This is a genomic window from Streptomyces sp. NBC_01166, from assembly GCF_045039765.1.
In the GTDB taxonomy this organism is placed as follows: Bacteria; Actinomycetota; Actinomycetes; order Streptomycetales; family Streptomycetaceae; genus Streptomyces.
Genome location: NZ_CP108613.1, coordinates 29352 through 48262 on the forward strand (window position 1 = coordinate 29352; position 18911 = coordinate 48262).

The 18911-nt window shown below is 67.5% G+C and carries 17 protein-coding genes and 2 pseudogenes; 10 read left to right on the top strand and 9 right to left on the bottom strand.

Annotated elements, in window-relative coordinates; genetic code table 11:
• Positions 1 to 31 precede the first annotated feature (31 nt).
• Positions 32 to 466 (bottom strand): carboxymuconolactone decarboxylase family protein, encoded by a 435-nt coding sequence (locus tag OG379_RS00135; RefSeq protein WP_405657911.1) that lies wholly within the window; start codon positions 464 to 466, stop codon positions 32 to 34.
• 1444 nt (positions 467 to 1910) lie between these two features.
• Here OG379_RS00135 and OG379_RS00140 point away from each other — a divergent pair.
• Complete coding sequence (locus OG379_RS00140) at positions 1911 to 2069, top strand: hypothetical protein (RefSeq protein ID WP_405657914.1); 159 nt, start codon at positions 1911 to 1913, stop codon at positions 2067 to 2069.
• 419 nt (positions 2070 to 2488) lie between these two features.
• Entirely contained in the window at positions 2489 to 3679 is a 1191-nt protein-coding gene (locus OG379_RS00145; RefSeq protein WP_405657917.1) for a cytochrome P450, read from the top strand.
• Between the two features lie 349 nt (positions 3680 to 4028).
• Here the strand turns inward: OG379_RS00145 and OG379_RS00150 are convergent, their stop codons facing one another.
• Together OG379_RS00150 and idi are read right to left on the bottom strand one after the other, a co-directional pair.
• Entirely contained in the window at positions 4029 to 4715 is a 687-nt protein-coding gene (locus OG379_RS00150; RefSeq protein WP_405657920.1) for an HAD family hydrolase, read from the bottom strand.
• Positions 4712 to 5311, bottom strand: a complete 600-nt coding sequence (idi, locus tag OG379_RS00155) for an isopentenyl-diphosphate Delta-isomerase (RefSeq protein WP_405657923.1) — start codon at positions 5309 to 5311, stop codon at positions 4712 to 4714. Before idi ends, OG379_RS00150 begins: the two co-directional genes overlap by 4 nt.
• A gap of 660 nt (positions 5312 to 5971) precedes the next feature.
• Between idi and OG379_RS00160 the strand changes: the two genes are divergently transcribed.
• The 4 genes from OG379_RS00160 (at position 5972) to OG379_RS00175 (ending at position 9563) form a co-directional block, all read left to right on the top strand.
• Positions 5972 to 7024, top strand: a complete 1053-nt coding sequence (locus tag OG379_RS00160; RefSeq protein ID WP_405657926.1) for a type III polyketide synthase — start codon at positions 5972 to 5974, stop codon at positions 7022 to 7024.
• Between the two features lie 77 nt (positions 7025 to 7101).
• Positions 7102 to 8061: an aldo/keto reductase gene (locus OG379_RS00165; protein WP_405657929.1), complete on the top strand. Its 960-nt coding sequence runs from the start codon at positions 7102 to 7104 to the stop codon at positions 8059 to 8061.
• Positions 8058 to 8468, top strand: coding sequence for a nuclear transport factor 2 family protein (locus OG379_RS00170; protein ID WP_405657932.1), 411 nt, complete (start codon positions 8058 to 8060; stop codon positions 8466 to 8468). Before OG379_RS00165 ends, OG379_RS00170 begins: the two co-directional genes overlap by 4 nt.
• A gap of 210 nt (positions 8469 to 8678) precedes the next feature.
• Positions 8679 to 9563 (top strand): class I SAM-dependent methyltransferase, encoded by an 885-nt coding sequence (locus OG379_RS00175; protein ID WP_405657934.1) that lies wholly within the window; start codon positions 8679 to 8681, stop codon positions 9561 to 9563.
• Between the two features lie 354 nt (positions 9564 to 9917).
• On the opposite strand, the gene OG379_RS00180 is transcribed toward OG379_RS00175, so the two are convergent.
• Both OG379_RS00180 and OG379_RS00185 read right to left on the bottom strand, forming a co-directional pair.
• The gene (locus tag OG379_RS00180; protein WP_405657937.1) at positions 9918 to 10673 is read right to left on the bottom strand and encodes a hypothetical protein; all 756 of its coding nucleotides are present in this window, start codon (positions 10671 to 10673) and stop codon (positions 9918 to 9920) included.
• Positions 10670 to 10852, bottom strand: a complete 183-nt coding sequence (locus OG379_RS00185; protein WP_405657940.1) for a hypothetical protein — start codon at positions 10850 to 10852, stop codon at positions 10670 to 10672. The genes OG379_RS00180 and OG379_RS00185 overlap by 4 nt, the downstream gene beginning before the upstream one ends.
• A gap of 423 nt (positions 10853 to 11275) precedes the next feature.
• Here OG379_RS00185 and OG379_RS00190 point away from each other — a divergent pair, with 423 nt between their 5' ends.
• The gene (locus OG379_RS00190) at positions 11276 to 11749 is read left to right on the top strand and encodes a hypothetical protein (RefSeq protein ID WP_405657943.1); all 474 of its coding nucleotides are present in this window, start codon (positions 11276 to 11278) and stop codon (positions 11747 to 11749) included.
• An 80-nt stretch (positions 11750 to 11829) separates the two neighbouring features.
• Positions 11830 to 12644, top strand: a protein-coding gene (locus tag OG379_RS00195; protein ID WP_331735298.1) for an IS5 family transposase whose coding sequence is annotated in 2 segments (ribosomal slippage) — positions 11830 to 12172 and positions 12172 to 12644 — 816 coding nt in all. Because the reading frame shifts where the segments join, the coding sequence is not laid out codon by codon here.
• 835 nt (positions 12645 to 13479) lie between these two features.
• Here the strand turns inward: OG379_RS00195 and OG379_RS00200 are convergent.
• Positions 13480 to 14871 (bottom strand): endonuclease/exonuclease/phosphatase family protein, encoded by a 1392-nt coding sequence (locus OG379_RS00200; RefSeq protein WP_405657947.1) that lies wholly within the window; start codon positions 14869 to 14871, stop codon positions 13480 to 13482.
• A gap of 333 nt (positions 14872 to 15204) precedes the next feature.
• On the opposite strand from OG379_RS00200, the pseudogene OG379_RS00205 reads away from it, so the two are divergent.
• Together OG379_RS00205 and OG379_RS00210 are read left to right on the top strand one after the other, a co-directional pair.
• Positions 15205 to 15415: pseudogene (locus tag OG379_RS00205) on the top strand (hypothetical protein); the annotation flags it as partial.
• A gap of 39 nt (positions 15416 to 15454) precedes the next feature.
• Positions 15455 to 15550 (top strand): annotated as a pseudogene (locus tag OG379_RS00210) (IS5/IS1182 family transposase); the annotation flags it as partial.
• A gap of 91 nt (positions 15551 to 15641) precedes the next feature.
• Here the strand turns inward: OG379_RS00210 and OG379_RS00215 are convergent.
• From OG379_RS00215 to OG379_RS00225, 3 genes are all read right to left on the bottom strand, one after another.
• The gene (locus OG379_RS00215; RefSeq protein ID WP_405657950.1) at positions 15642 to 16028 is read right to left on the bottom strand and encodes a hypothetical protein; all 387 of its coding nucleotides are present in this window, start codon (positions 16026 to 16028) and stop codon (positions 15642 to 15644) included.
• 156 nt (positions 16029 to 16184) lie between these two features.
• The gene (locus OG379_RS00220; protein WP_405657953.1) at positions 16185 to 16481 is read right to left on the bottom strand and encodes a transposase; all 297 of its coding nucleotides are present in this window, start codon (positions 16479 to 16481) and stop codon (positions 16185 to 16187) included.
• Between the two features lie 148 nt (positions 16482 to 16629).
• Positions 16630 to 18681 (bottom strand): APC family permease, encoded by a 2052-nt coding sequence (locus OG379_RS00225; RefSeq protein ID WP_405657956.1) that lies wholly within the window; start codon positions 18679 to 18681, stop codon positions 16630 to 16632.
• Positions 18682 to 18911 lie beyond the last annotated feature (230 nt).

Here is an 18911-nt window from a genome sequence, read left to right on the forward strand (position 1 = left end):
GTGAATCTGTGGGCCGGCGTCTGTGGGCCGGCTAGCGCTGTTCGGGCAGGGAAACTCCCTGCTCGGCATAGAAAGCCCTGGCCACCCCGAGGGCGTTCAGGGCTCGGGGGAAGCCGGCATACGCGCTGATGTGGCCGAAGAGAGCGACGACCGAGGAGGGAGGGACACCGATGCGGTGCGCGATCGCCAGGTGGATCCTCAGTTCTCCTTCGCTGTCACCGAGGACGGCCAGGGCCGCCAACGTCACCAGCTCACGGTCACGATGGCCTAGACCGGGCTGGTGATGCAGGTTGCCGAAAACTGTCTCGATGACCAGGCGGGCGGTGCTCCTGCTGATCGGCTCCAGGTCATCGAGGAAAGCCCGCACGGCCTCCGCTCCTGCCAGTTCCGTGGCGGTCTTCAGACCACGCTCGTACCGTGTTCCGTGGTGCCGGTGGTCCGTCCCGAGTGGACTGTCAGCTGCCATCAACAGTCATTCCTTTGCATCCGGTCGCGCTTGTGGGGTAGGTCGCACACCTTCGTTACCGGTAACCGTCCGGCTCGTATCCGCGACTGACGGCTGAACCGCCATCTCTGGTTCGGTCCCCTTTCCGGCTGGTGACCAGGGAGGTAGCCCCGAAGCTGAGGACGGCCGCATCTTTAAACCGTCTCCGCTTCGCACCAGTCTTCGCACACACCGGGCGTCCGCCGAGGCGTGCCCCGATTCGCAAGGCCGGGACAAAAATGCGCGTGGGCGTCCCAGCCGTCGCCGTGACTGCGCGGGTCGAGGCGGAGAGGAGAAACGATTCGTCAACCGTCGAAGGCGTCACACAACGTTGTCTTCAACGTGGGCGGCGCCAGGTCGACGGCCTGAGGCGGCAGTGGCTTGACCAGGTCGCCGAGCGGTCTTTCCGTTCGACTCGTCGACTCTCCGCCTGCAGCGAGGGGCATGTCTAGCGGCGCAGTCGGAATACCGGGAGCGCGCGCGGCGCGCGGGGCGCTCGGACTTGCGCCCTCGTCCTCCTCGGTGCGTGGCCCGCGCCCCCCGCAGACATCTCCGGCTGTGACTGCGCCGGGGTGTTCCCGCTTGCTTTCGTCCAGCTCTGTGGCGGCAGAGCCGCTCGCACCGGCCGTTCCACCCCCCGGCAGCAGGAGTTATGCGGTGCCAACCCGGACGTCCGGGGACCGAATGGGGTTTTCGCGCACACTCGGGGCACTCGGGGCCCGCGTGTCGTGCGTGCGAGTCATCACGGGCTAGTCCGAACGGAGGATGGTCACATGCCACCCGCCGAGAGCAGCATGGCCTCCTCTCATCACGCCTGAGCAATCCCTCTCGGCGGGTCCGGCGGCCCCGGTGGTCGCGCAGCGTCCCCTCGCACGCACTCGGGCTCAGGCCCCGGCGCTGCAGGTGCTGCGCTTCCCTCACGAGGGGCGCGCAGGATCGACTCCCGTGCGGCCCGCTTCACACCGTCGGCAGCGACTGCTGCCATCACTGAACCCCGACGCCCCAGGAGGCATCGATGTCAGCTCCCCACTCCTTACGTACCCCTCGTCGACTGCTCGCCGTCCTGGTGCTGTTGCTGGCCGGTGTGACCTGGACATACACCACCCCGAACGCCGCGGCACGGACCACGGCGAGTCTGGTGACCTGCCCTGTGGGCACGCAGACGACGGCCTACAGTCCAGGGCTCAAGCTCCCCGCCACCCCGCCGGCCACCGTGTCCCTGAGTACCGGCGGATCCCTGGGGCCATGCGTTTCGCTCGACCTCAATCACACGGGAGCCAGTTTCTCATTGACCGGTTCAGGACAATTGAGCTGCCTCGGCGGTAATTCCTCCGGGGCGGGCCGACTCGACTGGGTGAACCCCGGAACATCGGACTCGTACTTCGACTTCACAGGCGGGATATCACTGCGTCCGGACGGAGTGACCGTGCTCGTCCTGACAGGAGAGGTGACCTCCGGCGACTACACCGGAGCTACCGTCATCGAAACCGTCGTACTGGCCAGCACCGACCTGACCGCCTGCCTGAGCCCAGCAGGGCTGACAAGCGTATCCGGACCCTTCACCGTCAGCTTGGTCGGCATCTGAGCATCCTCCGGCCTTGGACCCCCATCGAGCTGCCCGGCTGAGCGGTTCGGCCGGCATGGCGTCGGTCGCATGCCGGGCTGGCCGTCAGAACTACGCCGGCTGACATCTCACTGCCCGCGACCATGACGCACTTCCCCTCAGCGTCCCCCGAGCACCCCTTACACCGGCCACCTCCCCTGGGCAGCGTCTCGCGCTGGCCAGGGCGGGCGGCCGGCGGCGGAGGTTGCCTCGCGGCACAACCCGCAAGGTCCCACGTGTAACTTTCTGGTCGGGGGTACCGAATGCGGTCCTTCCCTTCGGTGGGGCGTTGCCCGGCGCATAAGGGGAACACGGATGGTATCCCCTGTTCCGAGACACGGGGCGTGGCTGCGACTCGGAGTGCGTGGAACAGGCATACCCGAAGTCCCCAAGGGGCTCCCATGAAAAACCTGCATCTCTTCGATGCCCTAGCTAAACCCGAAACACTCGACGACCCCTACCCGTTCTACTCCTGGCTGCGTGAGCACCATCCCGTCCATCTGGACCCGGACGGCACCGTCTACATCTCCCGATACGAGTACGCCGTCCTCTTGAAGGACCCTGCCCTCAGGGACGCACCAGTAGACGACACGCGCTCCTACACCTTGCGCACCCTAAACCAGGCTCTGATCAAAGCCGTTCCCCCGCGGCATACCCAGCTACGCCGGGCCGGAGCGGTCGCCTTCGACCGACGCCTACTGGCACGAGCCGGTAACCAGGCACGGGAGACAGCGGAGCGGTTGGCCCGTCAGCTCGCCGACACCCTGGCAAGGGATGGCCGCGCAGATCTACACACCGCATACACCCTGCCGCTCACGCAGCGCACGGCAGCCGCCGTCTTCGGCATACCAGCAAGGGACTTCGACCTGCTCGCCGCGTTGCCGGCCCGCATGTTCGGCGCTCTCTACCCCCATGCCACTCCGGCTGGCGTCGCGGATGCCGATGAGGCCTCTCGCACCCTGTTCGCCTACCTGGCAAACGCAGTTCACCACCGGGGCTTTACCCGCGGTTCCGGCTTCGCCCGGCTGGTCGATGCACGCGGCTCTCTCCCTCCGGATGAAGTCGTCCGCCTGTGCTGGATGTTGTGGTGGGGCTCCTACACCTCAGCTCTCGCCGCGATCGACCTGGCCGTTCTCACCCTCATCGAACGGCCAGGGACCATCACACTTCTCCACCGCGACACCAGAGCCTGGGTCGAGGAAGCGCTGCGCTACCGCAGCCCTCACATCATCAACTCCGCGAATCTCACCACTCGGCATGAGATGTCCATCGGCACCACCACCGTCGAAGCCCACACCCCCGTCAGGTTCCTCCTGGCGGCCATGAACCGCGACGAGGCCGCTTTCCCGCAAGCCGACACCTTCGATCCCCATCGCACCGGCACACGGCACCACATCGCCTTCGGAGAAGGCATCCACTCGTGCATCGGTGCTCAACTCGCCCGGATGGAGATCGCCACAGCCCTGACCGTCCTCGCCACCCACCTGCCGCGCCTCGCCCTTGCCGGTCCACCCACCTGGCGCCCGTACACCACCCAGCGCCTTTGCCACAGCTTCCCTGTGGCGCCGGCCACCCGTACCACCGACGACTAACCAGGTACGCAAAGGCTGCGTAGCCGAAGCTCTGTGACACCACTGCCGCCCCCGGCGTAGGGCGCCTGCGCAGGCCGTCTCGGTGGCCGTGTCACATGGGAGGCGTCTCTCTTCGTGCCAGCCACCCGTGCTGATCCCGTATGCGGTGGCCTTGAGGTGCCTCATGTGATCACGACGGCGGGCCCCCTGGACAGCCCTCTTTCACCGGGCTGAGCGTGCGCCGGTTCGGCGAGCTGATCACCGCTCCGCGACGCGAGGGTGCCACCAGGAGAAGGGGGCGGCCCTAGGGTCGCTGGACGCCCGAGAGCTGCTCTCAGCGCGGTCGGGACCCGGCCTTGGTCCTCGGGTCTCATGGGAGGCTGGCCAAAGTATGCAGAGCGGTGTCGCGTGTCACGCGGCCCCACCCCGCGCCGCGCGCATGGGCGGCGAGTGCGGCGTCCGGCTCGAAAGCCACCGGGTTGCCGACGGCTTGCAGGAGTGAGAGGTCGGAGGCGCTGTTGCCGAGAGCCAGAGACTGGGTCAGGTCCAGTTGCAGTCGTTCGGCGAGGTGGTTGAGGATACGGAGCTTTTCTCCCTGTCGGCCGGGCGCCCGAGTGAGGTAGCCCTGGCAGCGCCCGTCGCGAACGGCGATCTGTGCGCCGTAGCAGTGGTGGACATGGAGGTCCCCACCGACCCTGTCGAGTGCTTCCTGCGGGCTCCCGGACAGCAGGACCACGGTGTATCCGCGTGTGGACAACGTGCGCAGCAGGGTCGGCACGTAGGGAAACAGCGCACCCCGCTGGGCGTCCCAGGCCCGGCGGGAGGCCTCTCGCAATTGGCGGTGCGGCATACCGGCCACCGCCTGCGTGTAGGAGGCGTACACCTGATCCACGGTCGTGGCAGCGGGGGTGTGGGCACGGTCCGCGATGGCTGCCAGCGCACGGCCCGCCGCATGACTGCGGGCATGCCCGGCAGCGACGAGTTCGCGGAGCACCGAGGCACCCAGCGTTCCGGGGTGAAGCGTACCGTCGAGATCCAGGACGGCCGCAGGGGTCAAGACAGGTCCCTCAAGGCCGGGGGCAGATCCTGTGTGGGACTCGTCGGCCAATCCCATGGACGGGGGCCCAGCATGCGCAGCCTTCCCAGCGTGATCACGCTCCACGGGGAGAGCCTGGCCCGGCCGCCGTCGATCTCCCGCAACAGATCGCTCCAGCCCACCCACCGCACCCTGTCGACCTCGTCCCGATGCGGCTCAGGCGGTGCTGCCAGGCTGACCCTTACTGCCGGGCCCACCTCGTTCTCCACGATCCCGTTGCCCATTGCCGCCCGGTAGCGCACCGCCCCCAGCACCGTGTCAATGCGTACCGCGGTGGTACCCAGTTCGGCGGACAGCCGTCTGCGCACCGCCGCGTCGAGAGGCTCCCCCGGGAGGGGGTGGCCGCAGAAGCTGTTGGTCCACACACCCGGCCACGTCCGCTTGGACATCGCGCGCCGCGTCAGGAGGAAGCGGTCTTCCTCGTCGAAGACGTAGGCGGTGAAAGCCAGGTGCAAGGGCGTCGCCGTGTGGTGTACCTCTGCCTTGGGCGCCGTCCCGGTCGCTCGCCACCTCTCATCGAGCAGGACGACCACTTCTTCTGGTTCCGGATCGGACACAACGCACCTCCGAGGGACTGACCGACGAGTACCGCTCTGCGCGTGTCAGCCTGCCCGAGGTCGGCCTCCTCGCACGGGCGCATCGGGGGCATGGCGGTGGTACACCCCAGGCGCACTCGCGAACAGTTGGACGTCGAAAGCCCCCCGTCCGGCCATCCCGATCTTCCATCCCGCGAAAGGCTCACGGCCCGCGAACCCGCACCCGCACACGAAGGGGGGGCGGAACGGCGAGGCCACGCACAGCGCGTGATGCAGACGCTTCCTCGGCGCCGGAAGCCCGGGAGCCCTTTCCACCTTCTCGTTCAGCCGAGCAGGAGACCGAGGCAGCCGTACGAGGGACACCAGAAACGGCAGCGCGCCTCAGTCGCGTCCCGCAGCGTGCGCCCGTACGCGCTCCCGGCGGGCAGCGCAGCCACGAGCGCACCTCGTAGGACGTCGGCGCGCGGGTGGTACGCGCGTGCCCCCGTCTCTGGCTGGCGCGCCTTCACAGAGTGCCGGTCACCGAGAAGAGTCCCCCAAGGAGACGTCGTACAGCCGTTCCGGAGACAGCACCGAATGCCGGCGTACGACCCCGAGCGAGCCCCGCGTGCAGGGCCCCGCATCCGTCGCCTCTCCGGCCAGCGGCCCGCTCCCCCATCGCAGCAACGCGAAGGAGCAACCATGCCCGTGCTGTGCCGACCCGCCGTCTGGGTCCCCGATCACGTCATCTCCATGGAGGAGACGCTGGCGCTCGCACGCAGCCTCCACCCCCACCACCCACGGCTTCGCTCCGTCTTACGCATGATCGAACACACCGGCGTCGCCGAGCGCCATCTCATCCAACCGATCGAGGTGACTCTGGACCATCCCGGGTTCGAGGCCCGCAGCAAGATCTACGACTACGAGGCACGGTCCCGCATACCGGCCGTCGTCGAGGAGGCCCTGCGCTCGGCGTCGCTGGCACCTCGCGACATCGACGCGATCGTCTTCGTGTCCTGCACCGGCTTCACCATGCCACCGCCAACCTCGTGGATGATCAACGAACTCGGATTTCGCAACAGCACACGACAAATCCCCATAGCGCAGCTCGGCTGTGCGGCGGGTGGCAGCGCGATCAACCGGGCACACGATTTCTGCCGCGCCTACCCCGGTTCCCACGTCCTCGTGGTGGCGTGCGAGTTCTGCTCGCTGTGCTACCAGCCGGACGACAGCGACATCGGATCCCTGCTCTCAGACGGCCTGTTCGGAGACGCCGTCGCCGCAGCTGTCGTGCGCGGGGACGAAGCATCCGCAGGTATGCGGCTGGAACACAACGTCTCGCACCTCGTCCCGGGGACGGAGGACTGGATCGCCTACGAAGTGAAGAACACCGGCTTCCACTTCAGGCTGGACAAGCGGGTGCCAGGGACCATGTCCGCACTCGCCCCCACCCTTCGCACGTTCGCCCGGGACCATGGGTGGGATGCCTCCGACCTCGACTTCTACGTCATCCACGCCGGCGGCCCCCGCATCCTGGACGACCTGAGCCGCTTCCTGTCGGTGGATGCCGCGGCCTTCCGGTTAAGCAGGGCCACCCTCACGGCGTACGGAAACATCGCCTCAGCCGTCGTTCTCGACGTCCTGCGGCGGCAGTTCGACGACGCTCCACACGAAGGAGCCACAGGCCTGCTGGCCGGATTCGGGCCCGGTATCACCGCCGAGGCCGTACTCGGCACCTGGAACAACGCCCGGTGACAGCACCATCCGCCCTACCCACCCCCACCATCTGCACCTACCCCCATCCCTTCCTCGCGTACGCCTGAGGAGCCGCTATGCCTAACCCTCCGACCGACATTCCCCGCACCTTCGAGCTGGGTGGCGACCTAACCGTGAACCGCCTCGGCTACGGCGCGATGCATCTGACCGGCCCCGGCGTCTGGGGCCCGCCCGCCGACCCCGACGCCGCGATCCGCGTCCTGCGCCACGCCGTGCACGACCTGGGCGTGAACTTCATCGATACAGCCGACTCCTACGGCCCCGGCTACAACGAGGAGATCATCCGCCAGGCCCTCCACCCCTACCCCGACGAGCTGGTGATCGCCACGAAGGGCGGGATGCTGCGCACCGGCCCCCATGACTGGGTCCGCGCCGAGGGCCGCAACCCATACATCGTCGCGCTCGGGAGGCCCGCCTACCTTCGCCAGCAAGTCGAGGTGAGTCTGCTCCGGCTCGGACTCGAGCGCATCGACCTGTACCAGTTGCACCGCATCGACGACCTCCTGCCACTCGAGGACCAGCTCGGCACACTCGCAGAGCTCCAACAGCAAGGCAAAATCCGCCACATCGGCCTGTCCGGGCAGCCAGGAGTGACCCTCGCCCAGCTCGAGGAGGCACGCCAGACCGTGGACATCGTCGCGGTGGAAAACCTCTTCAACATCGCCGACCGATCGGACGAGAACGTCCTGCGCCACACGCAGGACCGCGGCATAGCGTTCCTGCCGTGGTTCCCCCTGGGACACGGCGACCTACTGGGCCCGCGCGGAATCCTCACCGAAGTCGCCGCCCTGTTCGGCACCACCGGTCCCCGGCTGGGCCTGGCCTGGCTCCTGCGGCACGCACCTCACACACTACTCATCCCGGGCACCACCTCCCTGGACCACCTGGAGGAGAACGTCTCAGCCACCGAGCTGCGGCTGACCGACGATCAGTGGGACGAGGTGGAGGCACTGTGCGAGAAGGCAACGCCCTGGCGCCCCGCCCCACTCCAGACCCGGCACGAGGAGCCCCGATGACCGCCCTTGCCGAACATCCCAACGCCAGGATCCTGCGAGTCGTCTACGCGGACCTGGCGAAGATCGCGGACTACGCGGACCAGGACATCATGGTGCACCTCGCGGACCGGACACCGCTCGAGCCGCGCCTGTGCCGAGGGGCCGCCGCCGTACTGGCCCATGAGCAGGCATTGATACGCATGACCCACGGGACGCTGGTCATGGACGTGCATCAGATCGCCGCCGACGACCATTTCGGTGCCGTTCTGGGCGTCCTACGCGCGACGCGCCCCCGGCCGGTGGCCGTGCCGTTCTGCGGACTGTGGCGGTTCATAGACGGACGCGTCGTCGAGCACTGGGAGAACGCGGCCGACCCGGCCCTACTGAGCGGCATCTTCGCCCCGCGTCCAGACCCGGCGCCCCGATGAACCACCGATCAGACACCGTGGTGAACCGCTCGCCGTGCCGGAGCGGACCGCCGCTCCCTACGTGGTGCGGCATACCGGCTGTCGGTGGGCGCCATGCCTAGGCGGCCCGATCCCTCACCCCTCCCTGAGCCGCGCTCCGCTGGTGCCGAGCAGCGCCTCACGGCGTTCACGGCCCCGATCGCCCATCCGTCGGGCGCGCCGAATCTGAACATGGGCGAGCTGGTCACGGCTGTGCACCGCATCATCCCGCCGGCCGCCCGCTCGACTGCCGCCCGCGTCCTGGGCGGCCCCCGAAGCCCCACGCACCACCGCCCCGAGGAGAAGACCGTGGAGACCGACATGCCCGACTACGCCGCGAGTTGGGAGACATACTGGACCGCGGCGGAGACCGCCTGGGAGCCGTCGCTGTGGGACACCGAGCCGGAGCTTGCCTCTGCGGTCGATCTGCCGCGGTTCGCGCAGTTCCTCGGTCCCGGAAGGTGTTTGCTGGATCTCGGCTGCGGCAACGGGTCCCAGACACGCCATCTCGCCCGGCACATCGGACGGGTGATGGGCGCGGACGCGTCAGCCGCAGCCGTACGGGCGGCTTCCGCTCAGGACCCGCACACCGAGTACCTGGTCCTCGACATGTTCGACTCCCCCGCCGTCCGGGCCCTGCACGACCGGATGGGTGACGTGGACCTGTACATGCGCACAGTCCTGCATCAGATCCTGCCCGAGCACCGCCCTGCCTTCGCGGAGTCTCTGCGGACGCTTCTCGGTGCCACAGGAGTGCTGGCGCTGGTGGAGCTGATCCCGGGGGCGGAAGAGCACTTGGACGACCTGGTCGCCAGGTACGGGGCACCGCCGAGTCTGAGCCGTGTACTTTCCGCGGGAATCCGGCCCGGCGGCGTCGACCAGCACGAGGCGCTGGCACTACTGGGGCCCGGCCGGTTCACGGTACTCGCCGAAAGCGACGCCAAGGTCCACCTGACATACAGGTTCCCGGACGGGAACAGAGTCGGCCTCCCCGCCTACTTCACGGTACTGGGCCCGCGACGGCCCGGCGAAGTCATCGACCTCGCCTCCTCCGCGTCTCGCTGTGGGCGGCGGTGAGGCAGTGCCCCTCACCGCCCTGGTGACAAGCGACGTCGCCCGGTGCCCGATGCCGCCCGACGAGTTCCGCCGCAGGTGCGGAAGGCGCCCACCCCTGGACCCCCGGAACGCTGCTGGAGACTGCGGGTCAGCGCTGTGGCGGCCTGTAGCCATCATCGGCGGCCAGGGACCCGCCCGGCGGCCGTGCCGCCGCCGGGAATGTAGACGGTGTCTCCGACCGTGGTCGCGGCGGTGCTGTAGCGCGGCCCGGGCATCGGGGGCCAGGCGCTGTCGGCGGTTGCGGGCCTGTCGGCGTACCCTCGGCCCCTTGAGTATTCCGCAAGTCCAATAGCCGCACTTGCCCGTATCTCGCCGTCATCGAGGGTGTGGCAGGGTGGCGGGCGGCCCGGGGTGGCCGGCTGGTTCGTGTGCCCGGAATCGGCGACGGAACGGGCACCCCGTGCGTAGTTGCCCCTCAGGTGGCCTGCCTTGATACGGCGGCGGCCAGGAGCGTGACGACGTCGGTCTCGTACGAGTCGGTGAACTGCTGGTGGTCGCTGACGGCGAACGGGCCCGCCTCGCGGCGACCTTGAACCTTGGGCGGACTGTGGTCGCCCGCCCCACCAGCGCGGCGTCGATCCGGTCCGCGTCCCAGGAGGCGTCCTGGGCCTGGGTGTACGGGCCGAGCCGGAGCAGGGTGAAACCCTGGCGGGGGTCGGCACGGCGGGCTTCGACGTAGACGGCGTAGTGCGCCGGTGGCATGCCGACGTCGTCGGGGAGGTCCAGGCTGAGCAGCGCGTAGGACGGGTGCCACAGACCGAGCATCTTGGTCGTCTCGCAGCGCAGCCATCCGATTTTCCGGTAGTGCTCGCCGTAGTGGGTGTACTGGCGGCCGGGATGCTGGAGGGCGACGGCGATGATGTCGGGCCCGTGGTCGTCGCCCGGCCGGGTCTGGGCTCGCTCGATGAACGGACCGACCCGTACAGCGATGTCGTGGGCGCAGCCGGGCCTCCAGGGCTCGGGGTGGCGCAGTGCGGCGAGCATCGCGCGGAACGCGTCGACGGCGGCCTGGTCCTCGTCGGCGAGGGCGCCGGCCGGGGTGGCGCAGCGGTGGAACAGGTTGCGGATCATCGAGTCTCCTGGTCTCGGGTGGTGGTACGGGGGCGGGGCCTTGAGGTGTGCTGGGCGCGCAGCAGGAGCTCGCGGTTGCGGCGCTGCTGGGGCGGGTGTGAGGGGGCTGGGCCGGGGGCCGGTGCGTGCCAGAGCGGCGAGGCCGGCGGCTCGGGGTAGGCGCGGGCGGGCGTAGGCATGTGGAAGCTCCTTCTCGGCTCTGACACGGGATGGGAAAAGCCCGGGACCGCCGTTACAGCGGCGGTCCCGGGCGCCTTTGCGCAGGGTGGGTCAGGCGGCCAGGCAGTGACTGCCCAGGGACGCGGGCGCGGGGGCGGTGTAGTCGGCCGGATCGGCCGGGGTTCCGTCCCAGCACTCCAGGCCTGTTAACCGAACTAACTCAACTGTCTTCGCAGGTCATACCGGGTATCTGCTAGCTTCCCAATGTGCTTGTTGACCAGCGGCCCGGAAGGGACCTGCGGAGATATGTTCTGCCTGAGTTGGGTCAGTTGCTGAAGACGGGAGATCCCTGGGAGCCCTACAGGGTGTCGGCCTGCCCGGTCCTCATGGAAGTCGTGCGACCATTCGTCGGCCAACAGGGCCACGAGCGGGAACGAAGGACGATGGAATACATCAATCTGGATGCACTGGTCGGCAACCTGTCAGGCGTCATATCCCCGGCTCGATACCTGGAGCGCCTGCCGTCGCTGGCCGACGATCTGCCAGCTGGGGCCCGGGTATTCGCCACTGCGCCAGAGCACTATGACTTCTCCAGCAAGCGGTGTGTGAAGGACCTGGAGCTCCAGCACATCCGCAGCGTCGGAGCTGACGACCAGCAGATGGAGATCCAGTTCCGACACAACTGCTGGAAGCACGACGAAGACCTGGTCATCCGTTACACAGGAGTATCCAGCTTCGATGGCGGAAGCATCGAGGACAACGACTGGGCGACCGCCGGGACGGTCATCCTCGACGAGGTCCTGCCCCACCAGAACGGTTGCAGTCACGAAATCGCGTTCTGGAACGGCTCACTCACCGTCGTCTGCCAAGACCTCGTCGCGACCTGGACCCCGGCCGACTGCCCCGACAATTCATAGACCAGCAAGTCCCCCGCTCGCCGAGATTAAACGGCAAGTTAGACCGTGTCCTACATGGCCAGTTGGTAGTTATACTGGGCATGGGGAGTGGACGGTGGGGATGGATCGTTCCGGACGGACTGTGGGAGATAGCGGGGCCGTTGCTGCCGCCGGCTCGGGTGCGCCCGCAAGGGGGCGGGGTCGCGAACATCAATGATGAGGCGGTTTTCGCGGCGATCGTCTACGTGCTGGTCAGCGGGTGCGCCTGGCGGGCCTTGCCGCCGTGCTTCGGGGCGTCGAAGTCGACCGTGCACCGCCGGTTCGTCATCTGGTCGAGAGCCGGGGTGTGGGGCCGGCTGCATCAGAAGATTCTCCAGCTTCTGGACGAGCGGGACTTGATCGATCTGTCACGGGCGGTCCTGGACTCCGCGCACGTTCGCGCTAAAAAGGGGGCGAACTTGCAGGTCCGAGTCCCGTGGACCGGGGCAAGCCAGGTTCCAAGATGCACGTCCTGTCCGACGCGGACGGACTGCCCCTACGCGTCGGGCTCTCCGCGGCCAACACCCATGACAGCCGGGCCCTGAAGCCGATGCTGTCCCATTTCCACATGGGACACGAATCCCACGCGACGGAATCGAAGCCCCGCCGCCTTCACGCTGACAAGGCGTACGACGTCCCTCACCTGCGGCGATGGCTCTGGGGCAAGCACATCGGGGTGCGTATCGCCCGCAAGGGCATCGAGTCCAGCGAGCGGCTCGGTCGACGCAGGTGGGTCATCGAGCGCACCATGTCCTGGCTCACCGGATACCGCAGACTCAACCACCGCTACGAGCGGAAACCAGGCAACTACCTGGCCTTTCTCGGACTCGCAGCCACCCTCTGCTGCTACAAACGGTTCCTCAAACTGACCATGTAGGACACGGTCTTAGGTGACGATCACGCGTTTCCCGTAGGTGGCGCGGGTTGTCAGTGGCGAGTGTCATGATCGGATCCGTGGAGCGCTACACGGCTGATCAGATCCAGGTAGTCACCTTCGAGGAGCACGTGTGGGCGCGTCCTGCGACGTATTTCTGGTCGCCCGGGACAGTCCTGAGCTTCCGACAGAGATTCTTCAGCAGGTGGTGTGGGACGCGCTGCACCACCGCAACGGCACCCATGGCCACATCAGCGTGGAGATCGGATCGGACCTGGTATTCAGCGTGGAGGATGACCAGCGCCGTACTGCTGACGAGCGGGGAACACCCCTCCCTGGATTCTTCGGCTCCCTCCCCGAGAAGGAGCGGTGGGCGCCTGCAGTGGCTGCGGTCCTCAGCGTCCGTACGGCTGTTGAGGTGCGGCTGGACGGGCGGGGCTTCCGCCAGGAACTGGCCGGGGCTGTGACGGCAGGTGTCTGGGAGGAGTTCGCCACGTTCAAACCGTCCGGTACGCGGACCACGTTCCACCTGGACCCGTCGTACTGCGGCCCCGACGAGGCCATCGCTGGTCACTGCTCCCAGAAGAACTGCACGGCCGGGAGTGCGACGCGCATCCCTCCCCGGTCACCTTCCGGATTCATGACCTGCGCGAAGAGGTCGAGGAATCAGCTAGCGAGTAGGATTCGCTTCCTCAGGAGTTCGGGCTGCCCGCGAGTCCTTGACGATGCACCAAACCAGTGCGCGTGGGGCGTCCGGCCATGCGGCCGGACGCCCCACCTTCTGCCGTTACGGGATGCCTTTCAGGAGTGCGGGCAACCGCATTCGGAACAACGGCGTTCAGGACGTCTCTGCTTCGATGATCCGGTGGTCGGAGAGCGCCGGATCGGTCACCCGGCAGGTGTACTTGAGCCCCCGCGGGCCGAAGACGTAGTCGATCTTGTTGCTTCCGTCAGTTGGGGCACCCGTGTGCGGTTTGGTCGGGTCCGTCTGCCCACACTCCTGCCCGCTGGAGTAGAGGGAGTCAAGGTAGTTGACGTCGGCCGAGGTGGTGTTGAGGTCGCCGCCGTAGTAGGTGGTATAGCCAGCGGCCGTGTAGTTGCCCACCTGGCTGCGCATCTCTGCGGCTTGCTTGGGCCGGAACAGATTGTTCGGGTCGCTGTCGTCGCCGACGAGCTTGCCGTCGGAGTTGATGTAGGGACCGCTGCTGAAGTGGGCATTACAATACGCGGAACCCTCGTCGGGGACGACCGCGCAGAGCATCGGCCGCTGCTCCTTCTTGTCGGGTACAGGCTTGTCAGGTGAGGGCAGGACCGTGCCCTGGTACCAGGTGTTGCTGTCGGAAACGGCGAGAGCAATGCCGAAAGCGCCCCGGTCGGCGTTGTCGGTGCCGTCTGAGCAATTCTTCTGCGCCAGGATGTTCGTGCCCGTGACCTTGTAGTACGTCGGCATGAACCGTACGTCCAGCCCCGGCCACTTGTCCTCGAGTGCCAGCTCCAAGGGCTTGGCCTGCTTCTCGCAGATCTCCTGGAAGAAGATGGCGTCCGGCCGCCGTGTGCCCAGGGCGTTGAACAGCGCGGTTGCAACCTTCGGTGCCATCGTCGTCGGCGGGGCGTACTTGAGAGGGCAGTCGGTGTTGTTGTTGGCGCAAATGTTCCACGACACCACGTTGTGAGCCTTGACCGCCGGTGTGGAGGGTGCGGGCATGTGAGTGGGGTCCGACTGCGGCGCGCTGATCGGCTCAAGCGTGAAACGTTCCCAGGCGCCGAGTTCGGAAGCAGGTCTGTCGGTCCGCGCGCGCAGCAGGCCGCGGTCGGGGTAAGTACCCAGCTCCGCGGCCACGAACTTGCCGTTGTGGGCCTTCAGTCCGTACTCGCCGGTCGTCAGGGGCACGAGTGAGAACCGCTGCCAGGAGCCCGTGCTCTCAACTCGGGTGCGCAGCAGATTACCGCTGGCATCGTCCTCCGCCGTTACGTACCGGCCCGTGGCTTCCGAGCGGAAAATGACTGAGGCTCCGAACCCAGAGCCGGATACATAGTCGGTGTGCAGGGTGAACTTCTCCCAACCGGCAGCCGTGGTGCCTTTGGCTCTCAGCTTCATATCCCCGTCGGCGCCGGCGTCCACCGTCACGTACAGGTTGTCGACCTTCAGTGCCCACTGCTGCCCTGCCGACCCCTGCGGTGCCTCCGCAGCCACCGCCGGGGGCGCGGCCAGCGCCGCCACGGCGGCCATCGCGGACAGCAGAGCCGCCAGCGCGAACCGTATTCGTCTCACCTTTGTCGCTCCTCACACGTTCTGTGCACGCATGTCGATCATGAACATCCGGCAACGTTACGGGGATGAGGCTATAGGTGATCACCTGTGGCTCGGCGACGGGACTTGAGGGGATCCGGGCCGGCGCAGTCAACGTGAGGTGCTGCCTCAGTCTCGTTCTCGACCGAAGGGCGCGGCGCGGCGCACGGTGCGGTGGCGGGTTTTCGACTAGGACTACGCGGTCAGCTACAACGGCACCGCCTGGTCCGCGCCCATGAACCTGGGCAGCACCACCGACAGCGCCTCGGTCCTGAAACACGGGCCCTTCACGCCTGCCTGCGAGGGCGCAACGCCAACGCCCGCCATCGGCGATGTCTTGGCCGCCGAACGCCGCGAATGCGGTCGCATCCACAGCGAGAAGGGCATCCGCTGGGGCGACGTCCCCTCCAAGGCGTCGCCTGACCGCGCCTCGAACTTAGGCCGTGTCCTACATGGTCAGTTTGAGGAACCGTTTGTAGCTTAAGACCGTGTCCTACATGGTCAGTTGGTAGTTGTGCTGGGTATGGGGAGTGGACGGTGGGGATGGATCGTTCCGGACGGACTGTGGGAGATAGCGGGGCCGTTGCTGCCGCCGGCTCGGGTGCGCCCGCAAGGGGGGTACTCCAGCAGCGGTTCGTGTCCTGAGCTGTGTTTTCGGTAGTGGCGGTGGCGGGCGATGGCCTGGCGACGTCTTCTCCAGGCGGACCAGTTCAGTGCGTGGGTGACGGGATCGTGGTCGGCTCGGGGATGAGGCAGGAGAGTGTCCAGGAGCCGGCGGATCTCTGCCACGGTGAGCGGGACGAGGGCTGATCCGTTTCTGCAGCCCCTTTTACGGCCTCGACGGTGACCTGGGCGGCGAGTGCGGTCAGGACGGCGTGGGCGAGCATGGCGAGGGTGATGTGCCGGTACCAATCCGGGTAGCGGCGGACTTCGTACTCGTCCAGGCCGCATTCGTTCTTCGCGGCCTGGAAGCATTCCTGGATCGCCCACCGGCTGCCGGCGATCCGGGCGAGTTCGTCGATCTCGGTGCCGACGGGCGCGTGCGCGAGGTAGTAGGCGATCTGACCGGGGTCGGAGAGACTGCGGCGGGCCAGCACCCAGCGGTGATGGGTCGGCGGATCCGGATCGAAGATGATGTTGGCGGGCAGTTTCGCCGCGGTCCAGTGATAGACGCGTGGGCCCTTCGCCCCGTCGCCGCAGGACAGCTGCTGCCAGGCATCGGCGGGGGCTTCGGCGATGAGCTGGTCGATGCGTCAGACCCCGGCCATGGACTTGATCTGCTGGGACTTGGGCACTGGTACCACGTAACTGAGGCCAAGCTGTTCGAGCAGGCGACGGAAGTTCCAGTCCTGCCCGTAAGCCTCATCCGCGGTCACCCAGGCAGCCGGTAGACCCGCTGCCAGACAGCGGCGCACGATGTCTCTGGCCAGCTCCCCCTTCGTCGCGAAGCCCCGCTCGTCGGGGATCTTCGCCGCCCGGCAGCGGCCACGGTCGGAGCTCCAGGAGGACGAGCGCTGCGGCTGAATCTTCCACGACCTCTCCGCCCGCACCCGCTCACGACGCGCCGCTCCTGGGCCTCCTGGATCTCCAGCTCCCGGACGCGGCGCTGGGTCTGCCCCAGGTGGGGGGGAGGGCCTCCTGCCGGACCGAGGCCGGTACCTGGTCGTGGTGGGCCTTGCTTCCGCCAGGGTCGCGTGGTCAGTCTGAGTCGGGGCGGTGTGACGTGGTGTGTAGTGCGGTTTGGCCGGCCGTGTTGGGTGGTTCTCCGCGGCGGACCGAGCCGGGGGCGCGGGCGATGGGCCGCCGGGCGCCGGTGGCTGAGGAGAGTTGCCAGGGGACGCTGGTCACGGTTACGCCGGGCGTGAAGAGCAGGCGGCTCTTGAGCCAGAGGGCGGTCTGGTTGTGGAGGAAGTTCTCCCACCAGTGGCCGACGACGTATTCGGGGATGAAGACGGCGACGACGTCGTGGGGGCCGTCCCGGCGAACGGTGCGTACGTACTCCACCGTTGGTCTGGTGATCTCGCGGTAGGGGGACCGGAGCACCTGGAGAGGCATCTGGATGTCGAATTCGCTCCACTGCCTGCGCAGGGTGGTCACGGACTCCGGGTCGACTGCGACGGTGAGCGCTTCGAGGTGGTCGGGCCGGAAGGCGCGGGCGTAGGCAAGGGCTCGCAGTGTCGGCTTGTTGAGTGTGGAGACGAGCACGATGGCCAGGACTCGGGTCGGAGGGGTGCTGTCCTGCCGCGGGTCGGTCACGGCGAGCTCGGCGGAGGTCCTGTCGTACTGCCGGCGGATACCCCGCATCATCAGCCACAGCCCGGCCGCGGCGACGACGGCCAGCCACGCACCCTGGGTGAACTTGGTGGCCAGCACGATGACCAGGACCAGTCCGGTGACGACGACGCCGACGGAGTTGACCGTACGGGCCAGGTGGTGACGGCGGCGCTGTGCGGGGTCGGTTTCGGTGTGCAGTGCACGGTTCCAGTGCCGGATCATGCCGGCTTGAGAGAGGGTGAAGGAGGTGAAGACGCCGAGGATGTAGAGGTGGATCAGACTGGTGACGTTGGCCCTGAATCCGTACAGCAGGAGCCCGGCGACGATGGCCAGGGCGATGATGCCATTGGAGAAGACGAGCCGGTCGCCGCGGTTGTGCAGCTGGCGCGGGAGGTAGCTGTCCTGGGCGAGGATCGAGGCGAGCAACGGAAAGCCGTTGAAGGCAGTGTTCGCCGCAAGGATCAGGATCAGGGCCGTGACTGCCTGGATGTAGTAGAAACCGAAACTCGTGGACCCGCCGAAGACAGCCGCAGCGAGCTGTGCGATGACGGTGCGCTGAGTGTAACCGGCGCAGTTGGGCAGCCCGGTCAGCCGGCAGGCGTCGTCCGCGATATGCACCTTGGCCACGATTGCGAGCGTGGTCACACCCACGAACAGGATGACCGCGATGATGCCCATGGCAGCCAGCGTGTTCGCGGCGTTGCGCGCCTTGGGCTTACGGAACGCAGGCACCCCGTTGGAGATGGCCTCCACACCCGTCAGCGCCGTGCAGCCGCTGGAGAACGCGCGGAGCACCAGCATGACCAGCGCGAGTCCGGCCAAATCCAGATCGTTCTTCTGAGGGGTGATGCCGTACTGGGAGCTCTCCGCGACCGGGACATCCCCCACGACGTAGCGCAGCAGCCCAGTGCCGATCATGATCAGCACCCCGCCGATGAAGAGATAGGTAGGAGCGGCGAACAACCGGCCGGACTCACGCAGGCCCCGAAGGTTCAGCGCGGTGAGCAGCGCGACGAAGCCCAGCGCCATCAGAACGCGGTAGCCGGCCAGGGAAGGCAGTGCCGAGATGATGTTGTCCACTCCGGAGGCCACGGAGACCGCCACGGTCATCACGTAGTCGACCAGCAGCGAGGCCCCGACCACCAGACCGGCGGAGGGGCCCAGATTGGTCGAGACGACCGCATAAGACCCGCCTCCGGTCGGGTAGGCGTGGACGACCTGGCGATAGGAGAGCACCACCACCGTCATCAGCGCGACGACCGCAGCCCCGATCCAAGGGGTGAAGTGCAGGTACGCCAGCCCTCCGAGAGTGAGGACCAGCAGGATCTCCTGCGTGGCGTAGGCCACGGAGGAAAGCGGGTCGGACGCGAAGATCGGCAGAGCCAGCCGCTTAGGCAGCAGCGTCTCACCCAGCTCCTCACTCGGACGGGCACGCCCGATGGCCAGGCGTTTGAGGATCTCGATCGCCGTCGGCACGGCGTGATCGTAGACCGGCTTCCTGTGCCCGGTCCCGTTGGCGCGGGCAAAAACTCGAATCACGGCCCCGTTTGCAGTGCTCACGCGTCCGCGATCGCTGTGGCGCCGCAACTGGACGAGCTATTGGCGGACCTGGGATGGTTCCGGTTCTGCCCGCACCCGCGACCGCCCGCTCAGCTCCGCACGGTCGGATGCGACACGCGCTGCCGACCGCGAACTGACCCGGGTTT